The organism is Rhodospira trueperi (assembly GCF_900101965.1).
Taxonomy (GTDB): domain Bacteria; phylum Pseudomonadota; class Alphaproteobacteria; order Rhodospirillales; family Rhodospirillaceae; genus Rhodospira; species Rhodospira trueperi.
Map to the genome: position 1 here is coordinate 153,628 of NZ_FNAP01000001.1, position 16,478 is coordinate 170,105.

Annotated in this window: 11 protein-coding genes; 4 read left to right on the plus strand and 7 right to left on the minus strand. The window is 65.7% G+C overall.

Annotation, left to right across the window (positions count from 1 at the left end):
* Positions 1-308: 308 nt before the first annotated feature.
* On the minus strand, positions 309-917 hold the full coding sequence (locus BLS85_RS00740) for an LOG family protein (protein ID WP_092782046.1): 609 nt from the start codon (positions 915-917) through the stop codon (positions 309-311).
* A 222-nt stretch (positions 918-1,139) separates the two neighbouring features.
* Between BLS85_RS00740 and BLS85_RS00745 the strand changes: the two genes are divergently transcribed.
* The 3 genes from BLS85_RS00745 to BLS85_RS18540 all read left to right on the plus strand — a co-directional run bounded on the left by BLS85_RS00745 (position 1,140) and on the right by BLS85_RS18540 (position 3,067).
* Positions 1,140-1,697 carry a YbhB/YbcL family Raf kinase inhibitor-like protein gene (locus BLS85_RS00745; RefSeq protein ID WP_092780641.1) on the plus strand — a complete coding sequence of 186 codons (558 nt, stop codon included), beginning with the start codon at positions 1,140-1,142 and terminating at the stop codon, positions 1,695-1,697.
* 213 nt (positions 1,698-1,910) lie between these two features.
* Positions 1,911-2,861, plus strand: coding sequence for a GAF domain-containing protein (locus BLS85_RS00750; protein ID WP_092780644.1), 951 nt, complete (start codon positions 1,911-1,913; stop codon positions 2,859-2,861).
* Complete coding sequence (locus BLS85_RS18540; RefSeq protein ID WP_143027039.1) at positions 2,858-3,067, plus strand: hypothetical protein; 210 nt, start codon at positions 2,858-2,860, stop codon at positions 3,065-3,067. Before BLS85_RS00750 ends, BLS85_RS18540 begins: the two co-directional genes overlap by 4 nt.
* A gap of 188 nt (positions 3,068-3,255) precedes the next feature.
* On the opposite strand, the gene BLS85_RS18545 is transcribed toward BLS85_RS18540, so the two are convergent.
* The 3 genes from BLS85_RS18545 to BLS85_RS00760 all read right to left on the minus strand — a co-directional run bounded on the left by BLS85_RS18545 (position 3,256) and on the right by BLS85_RS00760 (position 9,784).
* Positions 3,256-3,567, minus strand: coding sequence for a hypothetical protein (locus tag BLS85_RS18545; protein WP_143027040.1), 312 nt, complete (start codon positions 3,565-3,567; stop codon positions 3,256-3,258).
* 196 nt (positions 3,568-3,763) lie between these two features.
* The gene (locus BLS85_RS00755) at positions 3,764-7,450 is read right to left on the minus strand and encodes a vitamin B12-dependent ribonucleotide reductase (RefSeq protein ID WP_092780645.1); all 3,687 of its coding nucleotides are present in this window, start codon (positions 7,448-7,450) and stop codon (positions 3,764-3,766) included.
* A gap of 336 nt (positions 7,451-7,786) precedes the next feature.
* A complete protein-coding gene (locus BLS85_RS00760; RefSeq protein WP_143027041.1) occupies positions 7,787-9,784 on the minus strand; it encodes a hypothetical protein in 1,998 nt (665 codons plus the stop codon).
* Between the two features lie 347 nt (positions 9,785-10,131).
* Here BLS85_RS00760 and BLS85_RS00765 point away from each other — a divergent pair, with 347 nt between their 5' ends.
* Complete coding sequence (locus tag BLS85_RS00765; RefSeq protein WP_092780649.1) at positions 10,132-10,737, plus strand: malonic semialdehyde reductase; 606 nt, start codon at positions 10,132-10,134, stop codon at positions 10,735-10,737.
* Positions 10,738-10,759: 22 nt separating this feature from the next.
* Here BLS85_RS00765 and BLS85_RS00770 read toward each other — a convergent pair whose 3' ends face one another.
* From BLS85_RS00770 to phnD, 3 genes are all read right to left on the minus strand, one after another.
* The gene (locus tag BLS85_RS00770; protein WP_092780651.1) at positions 10,760-13,537 is read right to left on the minus strand and encodes a PAS domain S-box protein; all 2,778 of its coding nucleotides are present in this window, start codon (positions 13,535-13,537) and stop codon (positions 10,760-10,762) included.
* A 232-nt stretch (positions 13,538-13,769) separates the two neighbouring features.
* On the minus strand, positions 13,770-15,539 hold the full coding sequence (locus tag BLS85_RS00775; protein ID WP_176793228.1) for a sensor histidine kinase: 1,770 nt from the start codon (positions 15,537-15,539) through the stop codon (positions 13,770-13,772).
* A gap of 7 nt (positions 15,540-15,546) precedes the next feature.
* Positions 15,547-16,425, minus strand: coding sequence for a phosphate/phosphite/phosphonate ABC transporter substrate-binding protein (gene phnD, locus BLS85_RS00780; protein ID WP_092780657.1), 879 nt, complete (start codon positions 16,423-16,425; stop codon positions 15,547-15,549).
* Positions 16,426-16,478: the final 53 nt, after the last annotated feature.

Genomic DNA, 16,478 nt, shown 5'->3' on the forward strand with positions numbered 1-16,478 from the left:
CATCGCCGCCAAGCGGCGGATTTCCCCGCTTCGCGGGTCGAATCCGCCCTGCCTCAATAAAAGATGGTGGGACGTGCTTTCACCCGATTGCCCTGTCCAGCATACCGTCTTTGCGTGACATCCGACGTCATTGCGAGGCATGGAGCGCCGAAGCAATCCAGGGCGAGGACCACGGTCTTCGGCTCTGGATTGCTTCGCCCTCGTCAGATGACGAGGGCTCGCAATGACGGGGAAAACGCCGCATGCGCGGGGTCGCAGCGGCGTTGCTGGTGAGATCCGTTTCAGCGACGCAATGGGTCGGGACCAAGCTACCCCAGTGCCCGGGCGTCGTGCCCGGGCGGCGGCCCGGCGTCGGGGACTTGCCGGACCAGTTCCGCCGCAAGGCTGGGGATGACCGCGTCCGGATCGTCCACCACGGTGAACAGGCGCCGGTTCTCGACGTGGGCGAAACCCTCGGCGATGATCCGGTCCACCAGCGCCAGCAGCGGATTCCAGAACCCGCCGGCATTGAGCAGGGCAATCGGCTTGTCGTGCAGGCCGAGCTGCCGCCACGTCAGGATCTCGAAGGTCTCGTCGAGGGTGCCCAGCCCGCCCGGCAGTACACAGAAGGCGTCCGCGCGCTCGAACATCCGCAGCTTCCGGGTGTGCATGTCGGGGACGACGTGCAGCTCCGGCAGCGTCTTGTCGGCGCGTTCGGCGCGTTCCAGGTGTTCGGGGATGAAACCGGCGACGTGACCGCCGGCTTCGCGCGTGGCCCGGGCCAGCTCCCCCATCAGGCCGACGCGTCCGCCGCCGAACACCAGCGTGCGGCCCGACCGGCCGATGGCCGTGCCCAGGTCGCGGGCGGCTTCGGTGAGGGCTGGATTGGTGCCGGCCTTGGCGCCGCAGAACACACACAGGGAGGTCAATTCGGGCATGGTCGTGAGATCCGCCGGATGATGGGACGCGCTTTTGTAATCCACGTGGCGGGGTCTTGGGAAGGCGCGGGACCAGAGAGTCTCTGCGGGACGGGTGCGGGAGGAGGCGGCGTTTCAACAAGTCATCAATTTATCGATTCATGGGGACTGGACGGACGGACAGGGCTCGGCCAGTCTTTAGGCGGGTGTGGCAGATCGACCTTTAACAATAAGGAGTCCAGCATGCGCGCCGTTCGTTCTTTTTCGACCGTCCTTGCGGCCATCGGTCTGGCCGCCGCCGGAGCAACGGCGGCCCAGGCGGAGATGACCCTGACTTCCGATGACATCGCTGACGGGGACGCTTTGTCCGAGGCCCACGTTTATGCCGGCTTCGGCTGCGAGGGCGACAACTTGTCGCCGTCGCTGTCCTGGTCGGGCGCGCCGGAAGGCACCCAGAGCTACGTCGTCACCGTCTACGATCCGGATGCCCCGACCGGCTCCGGGTGGTGGCACTGGACGCTGTTCAACATTCCGGCCGACACGACATCCCTGCCCACGGGCGTCGGCGTCGAGGCGCCGGTGCCGGAGGGCGCCGTCCAGGGCCGCACCGATTTCGGCTCCACCGGATTCGGCGGGGCCTGCCCACCGGAAGGCCACGGGCCGCACCACTACATCTTCACCGTCTACGCCCTGCCCGACGAGTCCCTGCCGCTGGACGAAAGTGCTTCGGGGGCCATGGTCGGGTTCTTCCTTCAGGGTGCGCTCGACAGCGCCAGCATCACCGCGACATATGAGCGGTAGGGACGATGATCGGGCCGAGCGCCGGGCGGGGACCCTCCGCTCGGCCTGATTTCGTGAGGCCATCAACCGGATGATGAGCCCGGCGGAACAGGATTCGCGAACCTCTTCCTGGTGCCCGCGCCCATTTCGAGTGTATTGCAAAGGTGGGCCATGCGGCGGAGGGTCTGACCGGCGGCTGGTGGCAGGCGGACCCACGATGAGAGAGACGAGGGAATGGCATCCCTTTCCGGGAAACACCGGACAAGAACCGAACAGGCAGCCAGGACAGAAGTCGGGGCCTTGGCGTGGCTGCGACGGTTCTCGTATGTCTTGGCGACCTTCGTTGCACCCGGTGCGCTGACGGTCTGGGTCGGCATCGCGGCCTTTCCGTCGTTCGAAACGTTGACATGGTATTTCTGGGGCGGTCTGGCGGCACTTGTTAGCGTCTGGCTCGTCTTTGGGGCGCTTTCAATGCCCAGTCGATTTCTGGCATCGGAGCTGTATTTTGACCTGGTAGACACCGGCGAGAAATTGAAACGCGAAGAGCAAAGAAACGAAGCGCTCGAAAATGCTGTCGTTTATCTCTCCACAACCACGCAGGCAGCCCTCGGCTGGTTCGACATGATCGCCCTGGTCGCCAGATCGCCCGGTCTGAGCGAACAGGAAATCGTTGACGACATTGTTCAACCCGTTGCCATGAACGGCGCGGCGTTTTTCGGGTTCCAGCCCGATGAGCATTGGACGATATCGGTCTACAGATTTGACCGGGCCGACCGCACCCTGCGTCCGGTCTCGCGCCTGAAGGACCAGTGGAATCCGGCTGGCGACCGCGCGCCTCGGGACTGGCCCCCCGGCGTCGGTCACATCGGCCAGGCGTTCAGCACCGGACGCCCCATCATCACAGGGAACGCGACGGCACCGGACATTGCCGTGTTTGTCGCGGCACCGGAGAACCTCAAGCGGAATGGCGATGATCGCCACTATGTGTCGTTCGCCTCGATTCCGATCGGTCCCATTGATGAGGGTACTGAACCCTGGGGCGTTCTTGTGGCGACATCGAACATTCCGGACCGTTTCGACGAAGGCAACGCGCTCATCCTGGACCAAGCGGCAGCCGCGCTTGCCTCCGCCATGGAAACGCGCCATATCTTGACAACACGATCCAGCGAGGGAGGCTCGGCGTGACTGACCATGCGAAAGCAGACCGGTTCGGAACGCTGGTGCGGAGCGGCAAGATCCAGACTCTGGATCAGAGCGTGCGGAAAGCTGCGGCCGCTCTAGCCAAGAACCCGGCGAGTTCCCGAGAGGACCGCCTGCGGTTCGCTGACACGCTGCGCGAAACAGGCCATGCGACGGCACGCCTGTACACGCGGCCGAAAGCGCGGTCCTGAGGCGGTTAAGGAGTTTCCGGCAGCTTCGGAAGCGGTTCGCAGCGCAGGCTTATTGTTGCACCACATGCGGTGATTTGGGACGGGTGACTAGGCCTTCGCAGCCGCCCCAAATCATTCCTCACGGGGTCACGCCACGTGTTGTAGGGCAACAAGCGCAGACAAGCACTAATCTTAAGGTATTGAGTCGGCTAGTTTACGGTCTTTCTTTCAGATATTTGAAGGCGTGCGGGCTCAACCACAATATAATTGTTCTTTGGAAGAGGGGCGTTATAGTCAAACAGATCCTCAGGCAATGATTCACTTAGAATAAAGTCGTGAGGACCGTTTGAGGTTTTTTGATGCGGCAACACCGAAAGACAGATCATTCTTAGAGGTATCTTTGTTGCGCCATTGTTAAAATCTCCCCACAATGGAACAAGCCAAAGCGCGCCGGCGTGTTCAATTGTATCAACTGTTTGTATAGACGATCCCATGGCGACGGCAGTGGTTAAGTCCTTCATAGGATTCCTCCAATTGCTGTATTGAAGATAAAATTGACTCCACACCTAACTCATTCGTCAACGTGGAGCGGAGCACATGATTGCCAAGCTTGTCTCTTCACGTGCGGCTTGCCCTGTCTAAATGGGGCTATCAGACGAACCCGGGACGTAAGGCGGGCTGCGCCTTCGCGCCAAGCCCGCCCCAGATGCCCTTCCCTCACGAACACCCGCTCGTCGCGCCGCAGGTGTCGCACTTCATGCAGGTGCCGTTGCGCACAAGGGTGAAGTTGCCGCATTCGTCGCAGGAATCGCCCTCGTAGCCTTTCATGCGGGCCTCGCGGATGCGGGCCATGGTGGAGTCGCCCGAGCCGCCGCCGACGCTTCCGCCGCCGACCGGGGCCATGGCCATGGTCTGGCCCACGGCCACGGCGCCGGCCACCGCTTCGGCGCCACCCGCGCGGGCCACCGGCGCGGTCTCCTGGGCGGCGCCGCGTCCGTGCAGCACGTACAGGTTCGAGCGCACGTAGCCGGCCGACACCGTGCTGGGCAGGGCGGGTTCCTCTTCCGCCTCGTCCCATTCCTCGGCGAAATCGCCCTGGTCATTGCCGCTGCCCAGGGCATCGATGCGCAGATCGTCCGGCACCACATGGGCGAGGTCGTTGCGGCCCAGGTAGGACACGGCGATCTCGCGGAACATGTAGTCCAGGATCGACGTGGTCATCTTGATGGCGCCGTTGCCCTCGACCATGCCGTTGGGCTCGAACCGGGTGAAGGTGAAGGCCTCGACGAATTCCTCCAGCGGCACGCCGTATTGCAGGCCGATGGAAATCGCGATGGCGAAGTTGTTCATCAGCGAGCGGAAGGCGGCGCCCTCCTTGTGCATGTCGATGAAGATTTCGCCCAGGCTGCCGTCCTCGTATTCGCCGGTGCGCAAGTACACCTTGTGGCCGCCGATCACGGCTTTCTGGGTATAGCCCTTGCGGCGATCCGGCAGGCGGTGGCGTTGCAGGCGGTGCACCACCCGCTCGACCACGCGCTCGGCGACCACCGTCGTGCGCTCGGTCGCGGTCGCGTCGGCGAGGTCGTCGGTCAGGTCCTCGTCCTCCAGGATCTGCGCGTTGAGCGGCTGCGACAGCTTGGAGCCGTCGCGGTACAGCGCGTTGGCCTTCAGGCCCAGCTTCCACGAGGTCCGGTAGGCCCGGTCGCAGTCGGCGATGGTGGCGTCGTTGGGCATGTTGATGGTCTTGGAGATGGCGCCCGAAATGAACGGCTGTGCCGCCGCCATCATCTTGATGTGAGCGTCCATCGACAGATAGCGCTTGCCGATGCGGCCGCACGGGTTGGCGCAGTCGAACACCGGCAGGTGTTCGGGCTTCAGGCCGGGCGCGCCCTCGACCGTCATGGCGCCGCAGACGTAGGTGTTGGCCGCCTCAACGGCGCTCTTGGAAAAGCCCAACGCCGCCAGCATGTCGAACCGGGGGTCGTTGATCTGCTCCGCCGACAGGCCGAGTACGCGGGTGCAGACGTCCTCGCCCAGCGTCCAGACGTTGAAGGCGTACCGGATGTCGAAGGCACTGGAGAAGGCGTCTTCCAGGCGGCGCAGGGCCTCGTCGCTGAAGCCCTTGGCGCGCAGCGCGGCATGGGTCAGGGCGCCCTCGCCGGTGGGGGCGCCGTCCAGGGTGCCGTGTCCGGTGGCGTAACGGGTGATGCGGTCGATGGCGGTCTCGTCATAGCCCAGCGCGCGCAGACCCTGGGGCACCATGCGGTTGATGATCTTGAAATAGCCGCCGCCGGCCAGCTTCTTGTGTTTGACGATGGCGAAGTCGGGTTCGATGCCGGTGGTGTCGCAGTCCATCACCAGGCCGATGGTGCCGGTGGGCGCGATCACCGAGACCTGGGCGTTGCGGTAGCCGTGCGCCGCGCCGAGGTCCACCGCGCGGTCCCAGGCGGCGACGGCGGCGTCGATCAGGTCGGGCTGCGGGCAGTCGGCGTGGTCCAGCGGAACCGGGCTGACGGACAGATCCTCATAGCCCTTCAACTCGCCCCGAGCGGCGCGCTGGTGGTTGCGCATCACCCGCAGCATGTGACCGGCGTTGGCAGCGTGGCCGGGGAAGGCGCCCAGTTCCTCCGCCATCTCGGCCGAGGTGGCGTAGGCGGTGCCGGTCATCAGAGCGGTGATGGCGCCGCACAGGGCGCGGCCGGCCTCGCTGTCATAGGACAGGCCGCTGGCCATCAGCAGGCCGCCGATGTTGGCGTAGCCCAGGCCGAGGGTGCGGTAGTCGTAGGACCGCTCGGCGATTTCGCGCGACGGGAACTGGGCCATCAGGACGGAGATTTCCAGCGCCACGGTCCACAGCCGGGCGGCGTGGGCGAAGCCCTGGGCGTCGAACGTGCCGTCGTCGCGGCGGAAGCGGATCAGGTTCAGCGACGCCAGATTGCAGGCCGTATCGTCCAGGAACATGTACTCCGAGCACGGATTGGACGCGTTGATGCGCCCACCGGCGGGGCAGGTGTGCCACTCGTTGATGGTGGTGTCGAACTGCAGGCCCGGGTCGGCGCAGGACCACGCCGCCTCGCAGATCTGGTTCCACAGGTCGCGGGCCTTCATGGTCTTGGCGGTCTTGCCGGAGAGCCGGTGGGTCAGATTCCAGTCGCCGTCGCGCTCGACCGCCTCCAGGAAGTCGTCGGTGACGCGCACGGAGTTGTTGGAGTTCTGCCCGGCCACGGTCTGATAGGCGGCCGAATCCCAGTCGGTGTCGAAGGTTTCGATATCCAGCGCGGCGTATCCCTGGCGAGCGTACTGAATGGCGCGCTGGATGGAATTCTCCGGCACCAGCGCCTTGCGCGCGGCGATCACGGCCTTCTTCAGCGTCTTGTTGACCTTGGGATCCAGGCGATCGGGCGAATCGGCGGCGCCGTCCCACTCGCGGCAGGCGGCCAGCACGGCGTTCAGGTGGTGCGCCAGCGTCTTGGAGCCGGTGACCAGGGCGGCGACCTTCTGTTCCTCGCGGACCTTCCAGTTGATGAAGGTTTCGATGTCCGGGTGGTCGACGTCGCAGATGACCATCTTGGCGGCGCGCCGGGTGGTGCCGCCGGACTTGATGGCGCCGGCGGCGCGGTCGCCGATCTTGAGGAAGCTCATCAGGCCGGAGGAACGTCCGCCGCCGGACAGCGGCTCGCCCTCGCCACGCAATGACGAAAAGTTGGTGCCGGTGCCGGAGCCGTACTTGAACAGGCGGGCCTCGCGCGTCCACAGGTCCATGATGCCGCCCTCGTTCACCAGATCGTCGCTGACGGACTGGATGAAGCAGGCGTGCGGCTGCGGGTGCTCATAGGCGCTGTTGGAGGCGATCATCTCGCCGGTCCTGTAGTCGCGGTAGAAGTGTCCCTGGGACGGGCCGTCGATGCCGTACGCCCAGTGCAGGCCGGTGTTGAACCACTGCGGGCTGTTTGGCGCGCCGACCTGGGCGCACAGCATGAAGCGCATCTCGTCGAAGTAGGCGCGGGCGTCGGCCTCGGAGTCGAAATAGCCGCCCTTCCAGCCCCAGTAGGTCCAGGTACCGGCCAGCCGGTCGAACACCTGCTTGGCGCTGGTCTCGCCGCCCGTGCGGTCCGACTTGGGACGGGCGTCCAGGGCGTCCGAGTCGGCCTCGTGGCGCCACAGCCACTGCGGGACGTCGTCCTCGCGCACCGGGCGCAGCGCCGCCGGCACACCGGCCTTACGGAAGTACTTCTGGGCCAGCACGTCGCTCGCCACCTGCGACCAGTCGGCCGGAACCTCGATATTCTCCTGCCGGAAGACCGTCGAGCCGTCGGGATTGCGAATCTCGCTGGCGGTCGTGCGGAAGGCAACGGAGGCGTACGGGTCCTGGCCCTCGGTCGTATAATGGCGGTCGATGCGCATGGCTCGCGTTCCCCTCTCCATCTGGTCGCCGGCGCCACGGGGCGCGTCCGGCTGTTGAACGGCGTTTCGGCTCGACCGGGACCCGCGCGCGGCGAGGCAGCGCCATCTTTTCCCGGCTGGGTTCGGGGGCGGGGTGACATCCCTCTGTCACACAGGATATTGTGTCTCCGGCTCCGAACGACCCCAAGAATATGCGGGTGGGGTGCCGTTGGCAATAGATTTTGTGTCCACGGGGGTGTGGATAACTATATATGGTGCGTGTGCGAAAAGAAATGGATCCCGGCCACCCCGCTTGCAAAGGGCGGTGCGTCGGGGAAGGGCCGCGTTGGCCGATATCTACTGCGCCAGCGCCCCCGGCGTGAGACGGGTGGTGCGCTGGGTCATGACCTCCTCGAATCGGGCCATGGCCTGCTTGAGGCCGTTCACGCCCTGGTTGGCCTTGGTGCTGGCGGCGATGGCCTGCCGTGCGGCGTCGCGCGGGGTCCAAGTGACGGGGGAGCCTGGCTCCAGCTCCAGAATGACCCGCAACTGCTCCGACAGGGCGCCGTATTTGGTTTCGGCGGCCTTCAGGTTGGTTTCTGCGGTGTCGATGATTGTCCGCACCTCTTCCATGCCGGCGCGGCGCGGGTCGGCGGGCGGCAACGACTCCATGCGTTGGGCTAGGTCTGCGCGGACGGGATCGATCTGGCCAAGGAGGTCCCTGGTCTTTTCGTGGTGTACGGAGACCTGCTCGGCGATTTCGGCGAACTGTGCCCGAGAGTCATCCGGTTTGGGCGCCGCGTTGCCGCTCTGGGTCTCGCGGTCGAGTGCGAACGGCTGGACCGTGTCGGCCGCTGGCGGTTGCGGTGGTGCGGCCTGCGGAACCGGTGCCTGAGGTGGCGGCGGGTTCGGCGCGGCGGCGGGTCCCGCGTCCGGCTCTGGTGGAGGGGGAGGGGGAGGGGGAGGAGCGGCCGGCGGGATCCGGGCCACGGAAGGCGCGGTTGGTGCGGCGATGTCCGGCATCGGTGGATCGGGCATCGAGTCGGAGCCTTGCAACGTGGACTCGGTCGGCGGGGGCATCTCCAGCGGACGGGTTCGGCGTATCGTGTCGGAGGCGTATGCCCGGCTTTGGACCGGCGGGGGCAGGGTCTCGGATCGGGCTGGACCGGCGAATTCCGGGTGGACGATGACCGACGGATCGCCGGGCGGCCTGGCCAGCGGGTTAAGGGACGGGTTCCAGTCGGCGGCCCCACCACGATGGAAGGGCGGGGTTCCCGGAGGTGGCAGGGCGGCCGGACCGGTCATCTCCACCGTCGGCGGTGTGGGCAGGGTGCGCCCCAGGGTGTCGCTCGGCGCCACACTCGTGGCCGTGCGCGTTGTCAGGGGCGGCGGATCCAGCGTGCGCAGCGGGTTGGAAAGGGCGGCGCGCGGCGGACTCGCTGGTCGGGCATCCGCCACGCTTGGCGGTCGTGGGCTGACGATGGCGGGACGGAGCGGCGGCGTCGGCGCCGGCGCCGGAGAGGGTGGGGCGGGGCGTGGCACCGGTGGTGATGCCGTCGCGGGCGGTTCGGCCGTATCGGGCGTCGGCGCGGCAACCGAAGTCTCGGAAGGGACGGGCGGGGGCCGGCTCGGCGCTTCGATCGGCGCTTGGGCCGGTTCCTGCGGCGGCGAGCCCGTGACGGGCGCCGGAGTGGGTGTCGGAGTGGGCGTGGGCGTGGGCGTGGGCGTGGGCGTGGGCGGCGATGAGGCGGTCAGGACCCGGAATAGAGCCGGGGCCGGCGCCGCTTCGGTGGCAGGCGACACGGTGGGGGGCGGTGGTGCCGGATCGGGCAGTGTTGTGGGGACATCCGTTTGGCGCCGAGCCTCCCGGTAAAGGCCCTCTGCCCGTTGGGTGGCTGCCTTGGCGGCGTCCCAGTCGGCGTGGATGGTGCGGGCCGTGACCTCATTCATGGGGCCGGTCCCGCCCGCCAGATCGCGCACGATGATGGCGTGGCGGGCACGGGCGTCGGTCAGAAGATCGTGGACCCTGTCGTACCGCTTTCGGGTGTCTCCGGAGGCCGCCGCCCGTTCCCTGTCGACGAGGGTCAGCAGTCCGGTCAGGCGCGGGACTTCGTCTTTCGAGTGCGCGTACATCTCCCGGATGTCACGGCGGGTGTCCGTGGCCGTCTGCGGTTCGCTTTGAGCCGTGGCCGCGTGCGGTGAAAACTGCGCCGCCAGGGCGATGCCGGCCAGTGGCGCGCACAGCAGCATGACAACGCCGGCCACGCGATGGCGCGGCCAGTCCAGGCGGCCGATCCCAAGGCGACGGGCCGCTGGTTCACGTCTTTCCATCCATGGGGCGGACGGAGGTCTCACCCTGTGTGCTCCCCGGGTTGGGCTGCCCTCTGTCACCGGCGGGGCGCGGTTGCGCGCGCGAGGGTGACCGAGTCGGCGCTGAGAGGGTGGGGGTCATGCGTATCTTGCGATATCACTTTCAAAAAGCGATACACAGTATTGTTTTGCCATATTTTCTTTCCGATTTCCACAGTGAAGTGGCGGCCGGAGTCGGTTGGACCCCGATCCGACCATCGCGTCCGGCCGTACCCTTGACGACACCGGCCCCGTTCCCATGTGCCGGGCAAGGGTTAAGGCGCGCCGTCCCCGTGGCCGTTGTCACAGGGGCAGCGTCGTCTTTCATGGTCTGACGGAAAGGAGAGCCACATATGCTTGATGATCGCACGGTGTCGACGGTGGACGGCCGGGGCCTGGGCCTGCTGTTTGAGGATGCCCGCACGCATTCCCAATGGCGCGATGGGGATGTTGACGAGGCGACCCTGCGGCGCCTGCACGATCTGGTGAAAATGGCTCCGACAAGCGCCAACTGCCAGCCGGCTCGCTTCGTGTTCGTGAAAAGCAAGGCGGCGAAAGAGAAACTCGCGCCCTGCCTGATGGAGGGCAACCTGGACAAGACCATGACCGCGCCGGTCACGGTGATCGTGTGCCATGATATGCGGTTCCATGATCGATTGCCGGAGTTGTTTCCGCACGCGGACGCGAAAAGCTGGTTCGAGGGCAATGATGCGTTCATTGAGGAGACGGCGTTCCGCAACAGCAGCCTTCAGGGCGCCTATCTCATCATGGCCGCACGGGCGCTCGGCCTGGATTGTGGTCCGATGAGCGGATTCGACAAGGCCAAGGTCGACGCGGCGTTCCTGGACGGCACGACGTGGCGGTCGAATTTCCTGGTCAATCTGGGATACGGCGACGCGTCGAAGCTGTTCCCCCGGGCGCCCCGGCCCGCGTTCGAGGATGTCTGCCAGGTCGTTTGAGGGCGCGGGGGAGGCCGGCGGCTCAGTCCGCCGGGCGCACCCGCGCGGCGGGAAACGTCGCGGTCGCGGTGGTGCCGGTTCCCGGTTCGCTGTCCAGGCACAATGTGCCGCCGTGCAGGTCCATCAGACGTGCGGTGAGGGGCAGGCCGAGACCGATCCCGTCGTGCCGCCGCGAGAGGACGTTCTCGACCTGCTCGAAGGGCCTCATGGCCTTGTCGAGGGCTGCCGTGTCCATGCCGATGCCTGTGTCGGTGACAACCAACGCCAGCGTGCCGTCGTCCCGTTCGTGGATGGACAGCGTGACCCGGCCGCCGGACGGCGTGAACTTGACGGAGTTCGACAAAAGGTTGAGCAGGACCTGCCTGACGCGCCGTTCGTCAGCGTGAAGGACCGGGGGACGAGGGCCGGCCTCGAAGATCAGGGCCACATTGCCTTTGGCCGCCGGTTTGCTGACCATGGTCATGCAGTTGCGGCAGACGTCCACCACATCGATGGGCCCGTCCTGAAGGACCATCTTGCCCGCCTCGACCGCCGAGAGATCGAGAATATCGTTGATGAGTTGAAGCAGGTGCTCGCCCGAGCCGTGGATGTGTTGCAGGTAGTTCCGGGTTTTCAGCTCCCGGGTTTCGGTCGGACCCGGCGTCAGCAAGGCCGATGAAAAGCCGAGGATCGAATTGAGCGGCGTGCGCAGTTCATGGCTCATGCCGGCCAGGAACTCGGACTTGGCGAGGCTGGCGTATTCCGCCGCCTGCCGAGCCTCAATCAGGGATTGCTGAACCTGCTTCATGCCGTCGATGTCGGTGTGCGTGCCGACGGCCCGGGTCGGCTGTCCGGCCTCGTCCCAGGCCACGGGACGGCCGCGCCCCAGCACCCACAACCAAGTTCCGTCGGTCCGCCGCAGGCGGAATTCCAGGGCCCAAGCCTTGCCTTCATTGATGTGCGCGGCGACCGTGGCGGCAGCGACCTCGCGGTCATCTGGGTGCAACAGGTCCCGCCACGTTTGCACAGAGACCGGGAAGGCCCCGGGGTGGAACCCCAGCATTGCGAAGCATCGCGGGTTCCAATCAATCGTGTCGTTGGCGATATCCCAGTCCCAAATCCCGTCGCTGGCGGCCTCGAAGGCTAGCCGGAGGCGCTCCTCGCTCTTCGCCAGTGCCTCCTCCGTCCGCTTGCGTTTCGTCACGTCGGTGATGACGGTCAGGAAAACGTGCCGGTCGTGGGCCGCGATCAGTTCACCATAAAATAGGCCGTACCGGATCCCTCCGTCCTTGCGCCGGATGCGCAGTTCCACGCCCGCCACGCGCCCTTTTTCCCGCAACTGCCGGGATGCCGCATCGAACGCGTCCGGATCGACGGGCAGGTTCAGGGCGGCGGTGCTTTGGCCGATCACCTCTTCGCGGTCATAGCCGGTCGTCGCCAGAAAGGCGTCGTTCACATCCACCAGGGTTGCGTCACTGGCTGTCGCTAGCGCCATCGGTGCCGGATTATTGCGGAACAGGCGTTTGAACCAGAGTTCGGCCTCGCTGATGGCCGTCATGTCATGGGAGACAGCGAAGATGCAGGGCTGGCCGTTCCAGATGCCTCTCCAGGCATGGGTCCGCGCCGGGAGTGTGCGCCCGGCGCTCGTGTGCAGTGGCAGGTCGAAGGTGGTCTCCTCGCCCTGTGCCACCTGAACCCGGAGCGTGGCGGTCTGCTCAAGAAGCGCCGGATCGTGGAGATCGGTCACCAACATGCCGCACAGAACCTCGCGTGGATATCCGAGCAGGCGGGCGGCGGCGGCGTTGGTGTGCAGCAGGCGGCCGTCGAGCCCGGCGACGAACAGCATGTCCTGCATGGACTCGAACAGGGCGCGGAAGTTCTGTTCGCTGACGCGAAGCCGCGTTTCGATCCGATCACGGTCGAGGGCCTGGGCGAGGGTGTGGGCCGTCAGGCGGAGGAGACTGATCTCTTCCTCTGTCCAGGCGCGCGGCGCGGTCAGGGAGCCGACTCCGAACAGGCCGATCACGATCCGGTCGAGGCGGATGGGGACCGTCAGCAGGGCTTTGACGCCCGCGCGTGAGAGAGAAGCCCGATCCGTGCCCGCCGGGTCCGGCAGCAGGGCGACATCCGGAATGTTCACAATCTGCCCGGCCCGCAGGCGGTCCGACACCCATGGTAGGGCGTCGACGCGCAGGGGCTGGGGGGCCTCCTGATTGGCGTTCGCGAATACCTCGGGGCGAATCCAGTGAAGAGACAGCGCGACGACACCGGGATCGTCCTCGTCGAAGCGGTCGAAGCGGGTGCGGTCTGTCCCCGTGGCCGCGCCGATGTCCGCCAGAAGCGTTTGGAAAGGCGCCGGGTCCTTCGCGAGCGAGGTCTTCAGGGCGTCGGCGGAAAAGCGCGTCAACGCCTGATGCACGGCGTCCCGGATCGGCGCGTCGCTGCGCGATGGTGCGAGGTCCGTGATGTCCTCGATGATGCCGACAATCAGGGGCGGCCCGCCGTCCGGCGGTGTGACCAGGGTCTTGTTGAAAACGACGCGTCGCGGCCCGTGGATCGGTGACTCGACATCGGACTCGTAGCGTTGGGGGCCACCCGTGGCGCGAAGGGTGTCATCGGCCCGTTGATAGGCCTCGGCGAGGTCGGAGGGGAGAAGGTCGAAGGCCGTTCGTCCCAGGACGTCCTCCCGCCCGCACCCGAGAAACGCGGCGAGGGCGTCATTGCAGGCAATGTAGCGCCCGGTCTCGTCCTTGACGAACACCGGCAGGGGGATGGCCGCCAGAACGGCGTCGGACAGGCCAGGAGAGGTCAGCCCGGTCATCGTGGCGACTGCAAATGGATCGTGGGGGGCTCCGGCGGACACCCGTGGTTTCCCGTTCTCTCTTAGATTGCAAAAATCATCGGATCTCGCCGTATGTGGCGCCGATCAGCCATCCACGCACCGTCACCGAAGATGTCATGACAATGGCTAATGCCAGATCATGTCAGAACCGCTCTAGGGTCACAAGGCGGGGTCTCCAATCCCGGGTTTTCGTGCAGGTGGGACGACCGGGCTAAATGTCTGCATCCACGGTTTCCGGATCAAGCACGCGCCAGGGCGGTAGCCGGATTGTCACCGTCGTGCCTTCGTTCGGCGCGCTGGTCAGGTGCAACCGGCCGTCGTGCAACTCGACAAGACCCTTGGTCAGCGGCAGTCCCAGGCCGGTGCCCTCGTGCTTGCGGGCCAATGAGCTGTCCACCTGACCGAACTTGGTCATTGCGGTGATGAGCCCCTGTTCGTCCATGCCGATGCCCGTGTCGCGCACCGTGATCACGAGTCCGCCGTCGTCGTCGCGCCGGGCGGCGCTGTCTATGCGGCCGCCTTGGGGCGTGAACTTGATGGCGTTGGACAGCACGTTCAGCAGGATCTGGCGCAGCCGGCGGTGGTCGGCCAGCAACCGGGGCAGATCGGAGCCGATGGCGTTGGCCAGGGTGACGCCGGCCTCGCGGGCCTGTGAGGCGAGGAACTCGATGGCGGATTGCTGAACGTCGGCGAGGTCCACCTCCTCCTCGTTCAGGGTCAGCCGGCCGGATTCCACTGCGGCGACGTCCAGGATGTCGTTGATCAGGTCCAGAAGGTGCGAGCCGGACGCATGGATATGATCGACATACTCCCCGTATTTGTCGTTTCCGAGCGGGCCGAACAGGCCGTCGCGCATGGTCTGCGAAAAGCCGATGATCGCGTTCAGGGGCGTGCGCAGTTCATGGCTCATGTTGGCCAGCAGTTCCGTCTTGGCCTTGTTGGCCAGCTCGGCGGCGTGCCGGGATTCCTCCATGGAGGCCTCGGCCTGTTTGCGTTCGGTGATGTCCTCGTGCATCGCCACGAAGTGGGTGATCGTCCCGTCCGGGTCCTTGATGGGGGAGATCGAGACGTGCGCCCAGAACTCCTGTCCGTCCTTGCGACGGACCTTGAGTTCGCCGCGCCAATCACGACCTGCCAGAACCGTGGCCCACATGGTTTCGTGAACGATTTGCGGGGTTTCGGGAGACTTGAGGAGACGCGGGGTCTGGCCCAGGGCCTCCGTGCGAGCGTAACCGGTCATCAATTCGAATCTGGGATTCACGTATTCGATCCGGCCGGCCAGATCGGTGATGAAGATGGTCACCGGGTTCTGTTCGACCGCCATGCCGAGCTTGCGCAGTTCGGCCTCCGTCTGCCGGCGGATCTCAACCTCTTTCTTCAGGGCGGCCGTTCGCTCGGCCACCTTCTCTTCCAGGCTGTCGCGGGCTGCGTTCAGGTCGCGGGTTCGGGCCGTGATTTCCTCTTCCATCGGCCGCACCATCCAGCGGAACAGCACGTACCACAGCGTCAGCGTGGTCACGCCGATCAGCGAGAGGCCCAGCAGGAACAGGCTGCGCCGCAGGGCGGCCAAGGCGTCGTGCAGTTCCGTGGCATCGTGGCATAGCGTCAGGCTCAGGACGCGATTTCGGTACTGGAACGTTTGCTTGAGTGTCAGGGGTGTCTCCGCATTGTCCGCGCGGCGGAACGAGAAAAACGTCCGCCCGTTGTCGAGCGTGACGTCCAGAACCACCACATCCTGGCGGTCGGAGACCCAATCGTCCAAAAGGTGCTGCCCCTCGACGTAGTCGTTGCGCAGCATGGTATCCGTGAGAATACCGCCGATCAGGGCGGCCTCGACCTCCATCTTGCGGGTTTCGCCCGCGATTAACTGGTTGCGCAGTTGGGTATGCACCAGGAGGCTGGCAATGGACGTGAACAGGGACAGAATCAGAACGATCACGAAGAGCAGGACCCATCGACCGTACCGAAACGTGCGTCCCATGGCGGACCTACTGATCCTTGAGAACAGGGAGCACGACGGTGAGGATGTCCCGGTGCGGGTCATAATCGCTGTCGCTTACGGGCGCGAACCCCGTCAGGGTGGTGCTGATCGCGCCCAGGATTTCCGTGCTGTCCGGGTGGTCGCGCAGCGTGAGCAGGGCTTGGGCGATCTTGTCGCGCAACGCCGGGTCCATGGTCGCGCGTGTGACGAACACATGCGTTGACAGCGGCTTGGAATAGGCTAGGGCGCGGATCGGTTTGTCGCGGTTCTCGACAAAAACTTCCTCGGCCACCGCACCGGCGTCGAAGTCGCCGAACTGGACGCCCAGGATGACGTTTTCATGGTTGCGCAAATGGCTACGGTCGGCGAGGTCCTCCAGCCGGACGCCGGCCTGCATTAGCATGTACACTGGAACCTGTGTGCTGAGGGTCGAATTGGTGCTGCCGAAGGCCATGCGGGTGCCCGCCAGGTCGGACAGTTCCTGATAGGGACTGTCTCGCTCGACCACGATGACCGATCGGAAGGTGGGCATCCCGTCGAACTCGAAGCGGACAAGCAGGGGTTTGAGCCCGTATTGCTCGCCGATCACCACATAAGGGCTGCCGCCCAGAAAGGAGATGTCCAGTGCGTCCTCTCCGGTCAGGTGGATGTGTTCCGCGTAGTCGCGGGCGACGGTGATGTGGACGGGCCGGTCAAGGGCCTCGGACAGGTAGCGTGCCAGCGGTGTGTACTTTTCGATCAGGTGTTCAGCGTTCAGATAGGGCATGAAGCCCAGGGTGAGTGGTCCTGCCGCGTCCGTACTCGCGGCCCTGACCTGGGCGAAAGGTGCGACCATCAGCAAGGCGCAGAGCGCGGCGGTCAAAACGGCTCTCAGGCGGACTCGCATGGGCGCGTTCCTTGGTCGGGGCCAAGACGCTGGCCGAGGAAAGAGACTCTTCT

Coding starts and splice junctions, on each gene's coding strand:
- BLS85_RS00740 (WP_092782046.1), bottom strand. CDS start 917: ATGCCCGAATTGACCTCCCTGTGTGTGTTCTGCGGCGCCAAGGCCGGC.
- BLS85_RS00745 (WP_092780641.1), top strand. CDS start 1,140: ATGCGCGCCGTTCGTTCTTTTTCGACCGTCCTTGCGGCCATCGGTCTG.
- BLS85_RS00750 (WP_092780644.1), top strand. CDS start 1,911: ATGGCATCCCTTTCCGGGAAACACCGGACAAGAACCGAACAGGCAGCC.
- BLS85_RS18545 (WP_143027040.1), bottom strand. CDS start 3,567: ATGAAGGACTTAACCACTGCCGTCGCCATGGGATCGTCTATACAAACA.
- BLS85_RS00755 (WP_092780645.1), bottom strand. CDS start 7,450: ATGCGCATCGACCGCCATTATACGACCGAGGGCCAGGACCCGTACGCC.
- BLS85_RS00765 (WP_092780649.1), top strand. CDS start 10,132: ATGCTTGATGATCGCACGGTGTCGACGGTGGACGGCCGGGGCCTGGGC.
- BLS85_RS00770 (WP_092780651.1), bottom strand. CDS start 13,537: ATGACCGGGCTGACCTCTCCTGGCCTGTCCGACGCCGTTCTGGCGGCC.
- BLS85_RS00775 (WP_176793228.1), bottom strand. CDS start 15,539: ATGGGACGCACGTTTCGGTACGGTCGATGGGTCCTGCTCTTCGTGATC.
- phnD (WP_092780657.1), bottom strand. CDS start 16,425: ATGCGAGTCCGCCTGAGAGCCGTTTTGACCGCCGCGCTCTGCGCCTTG.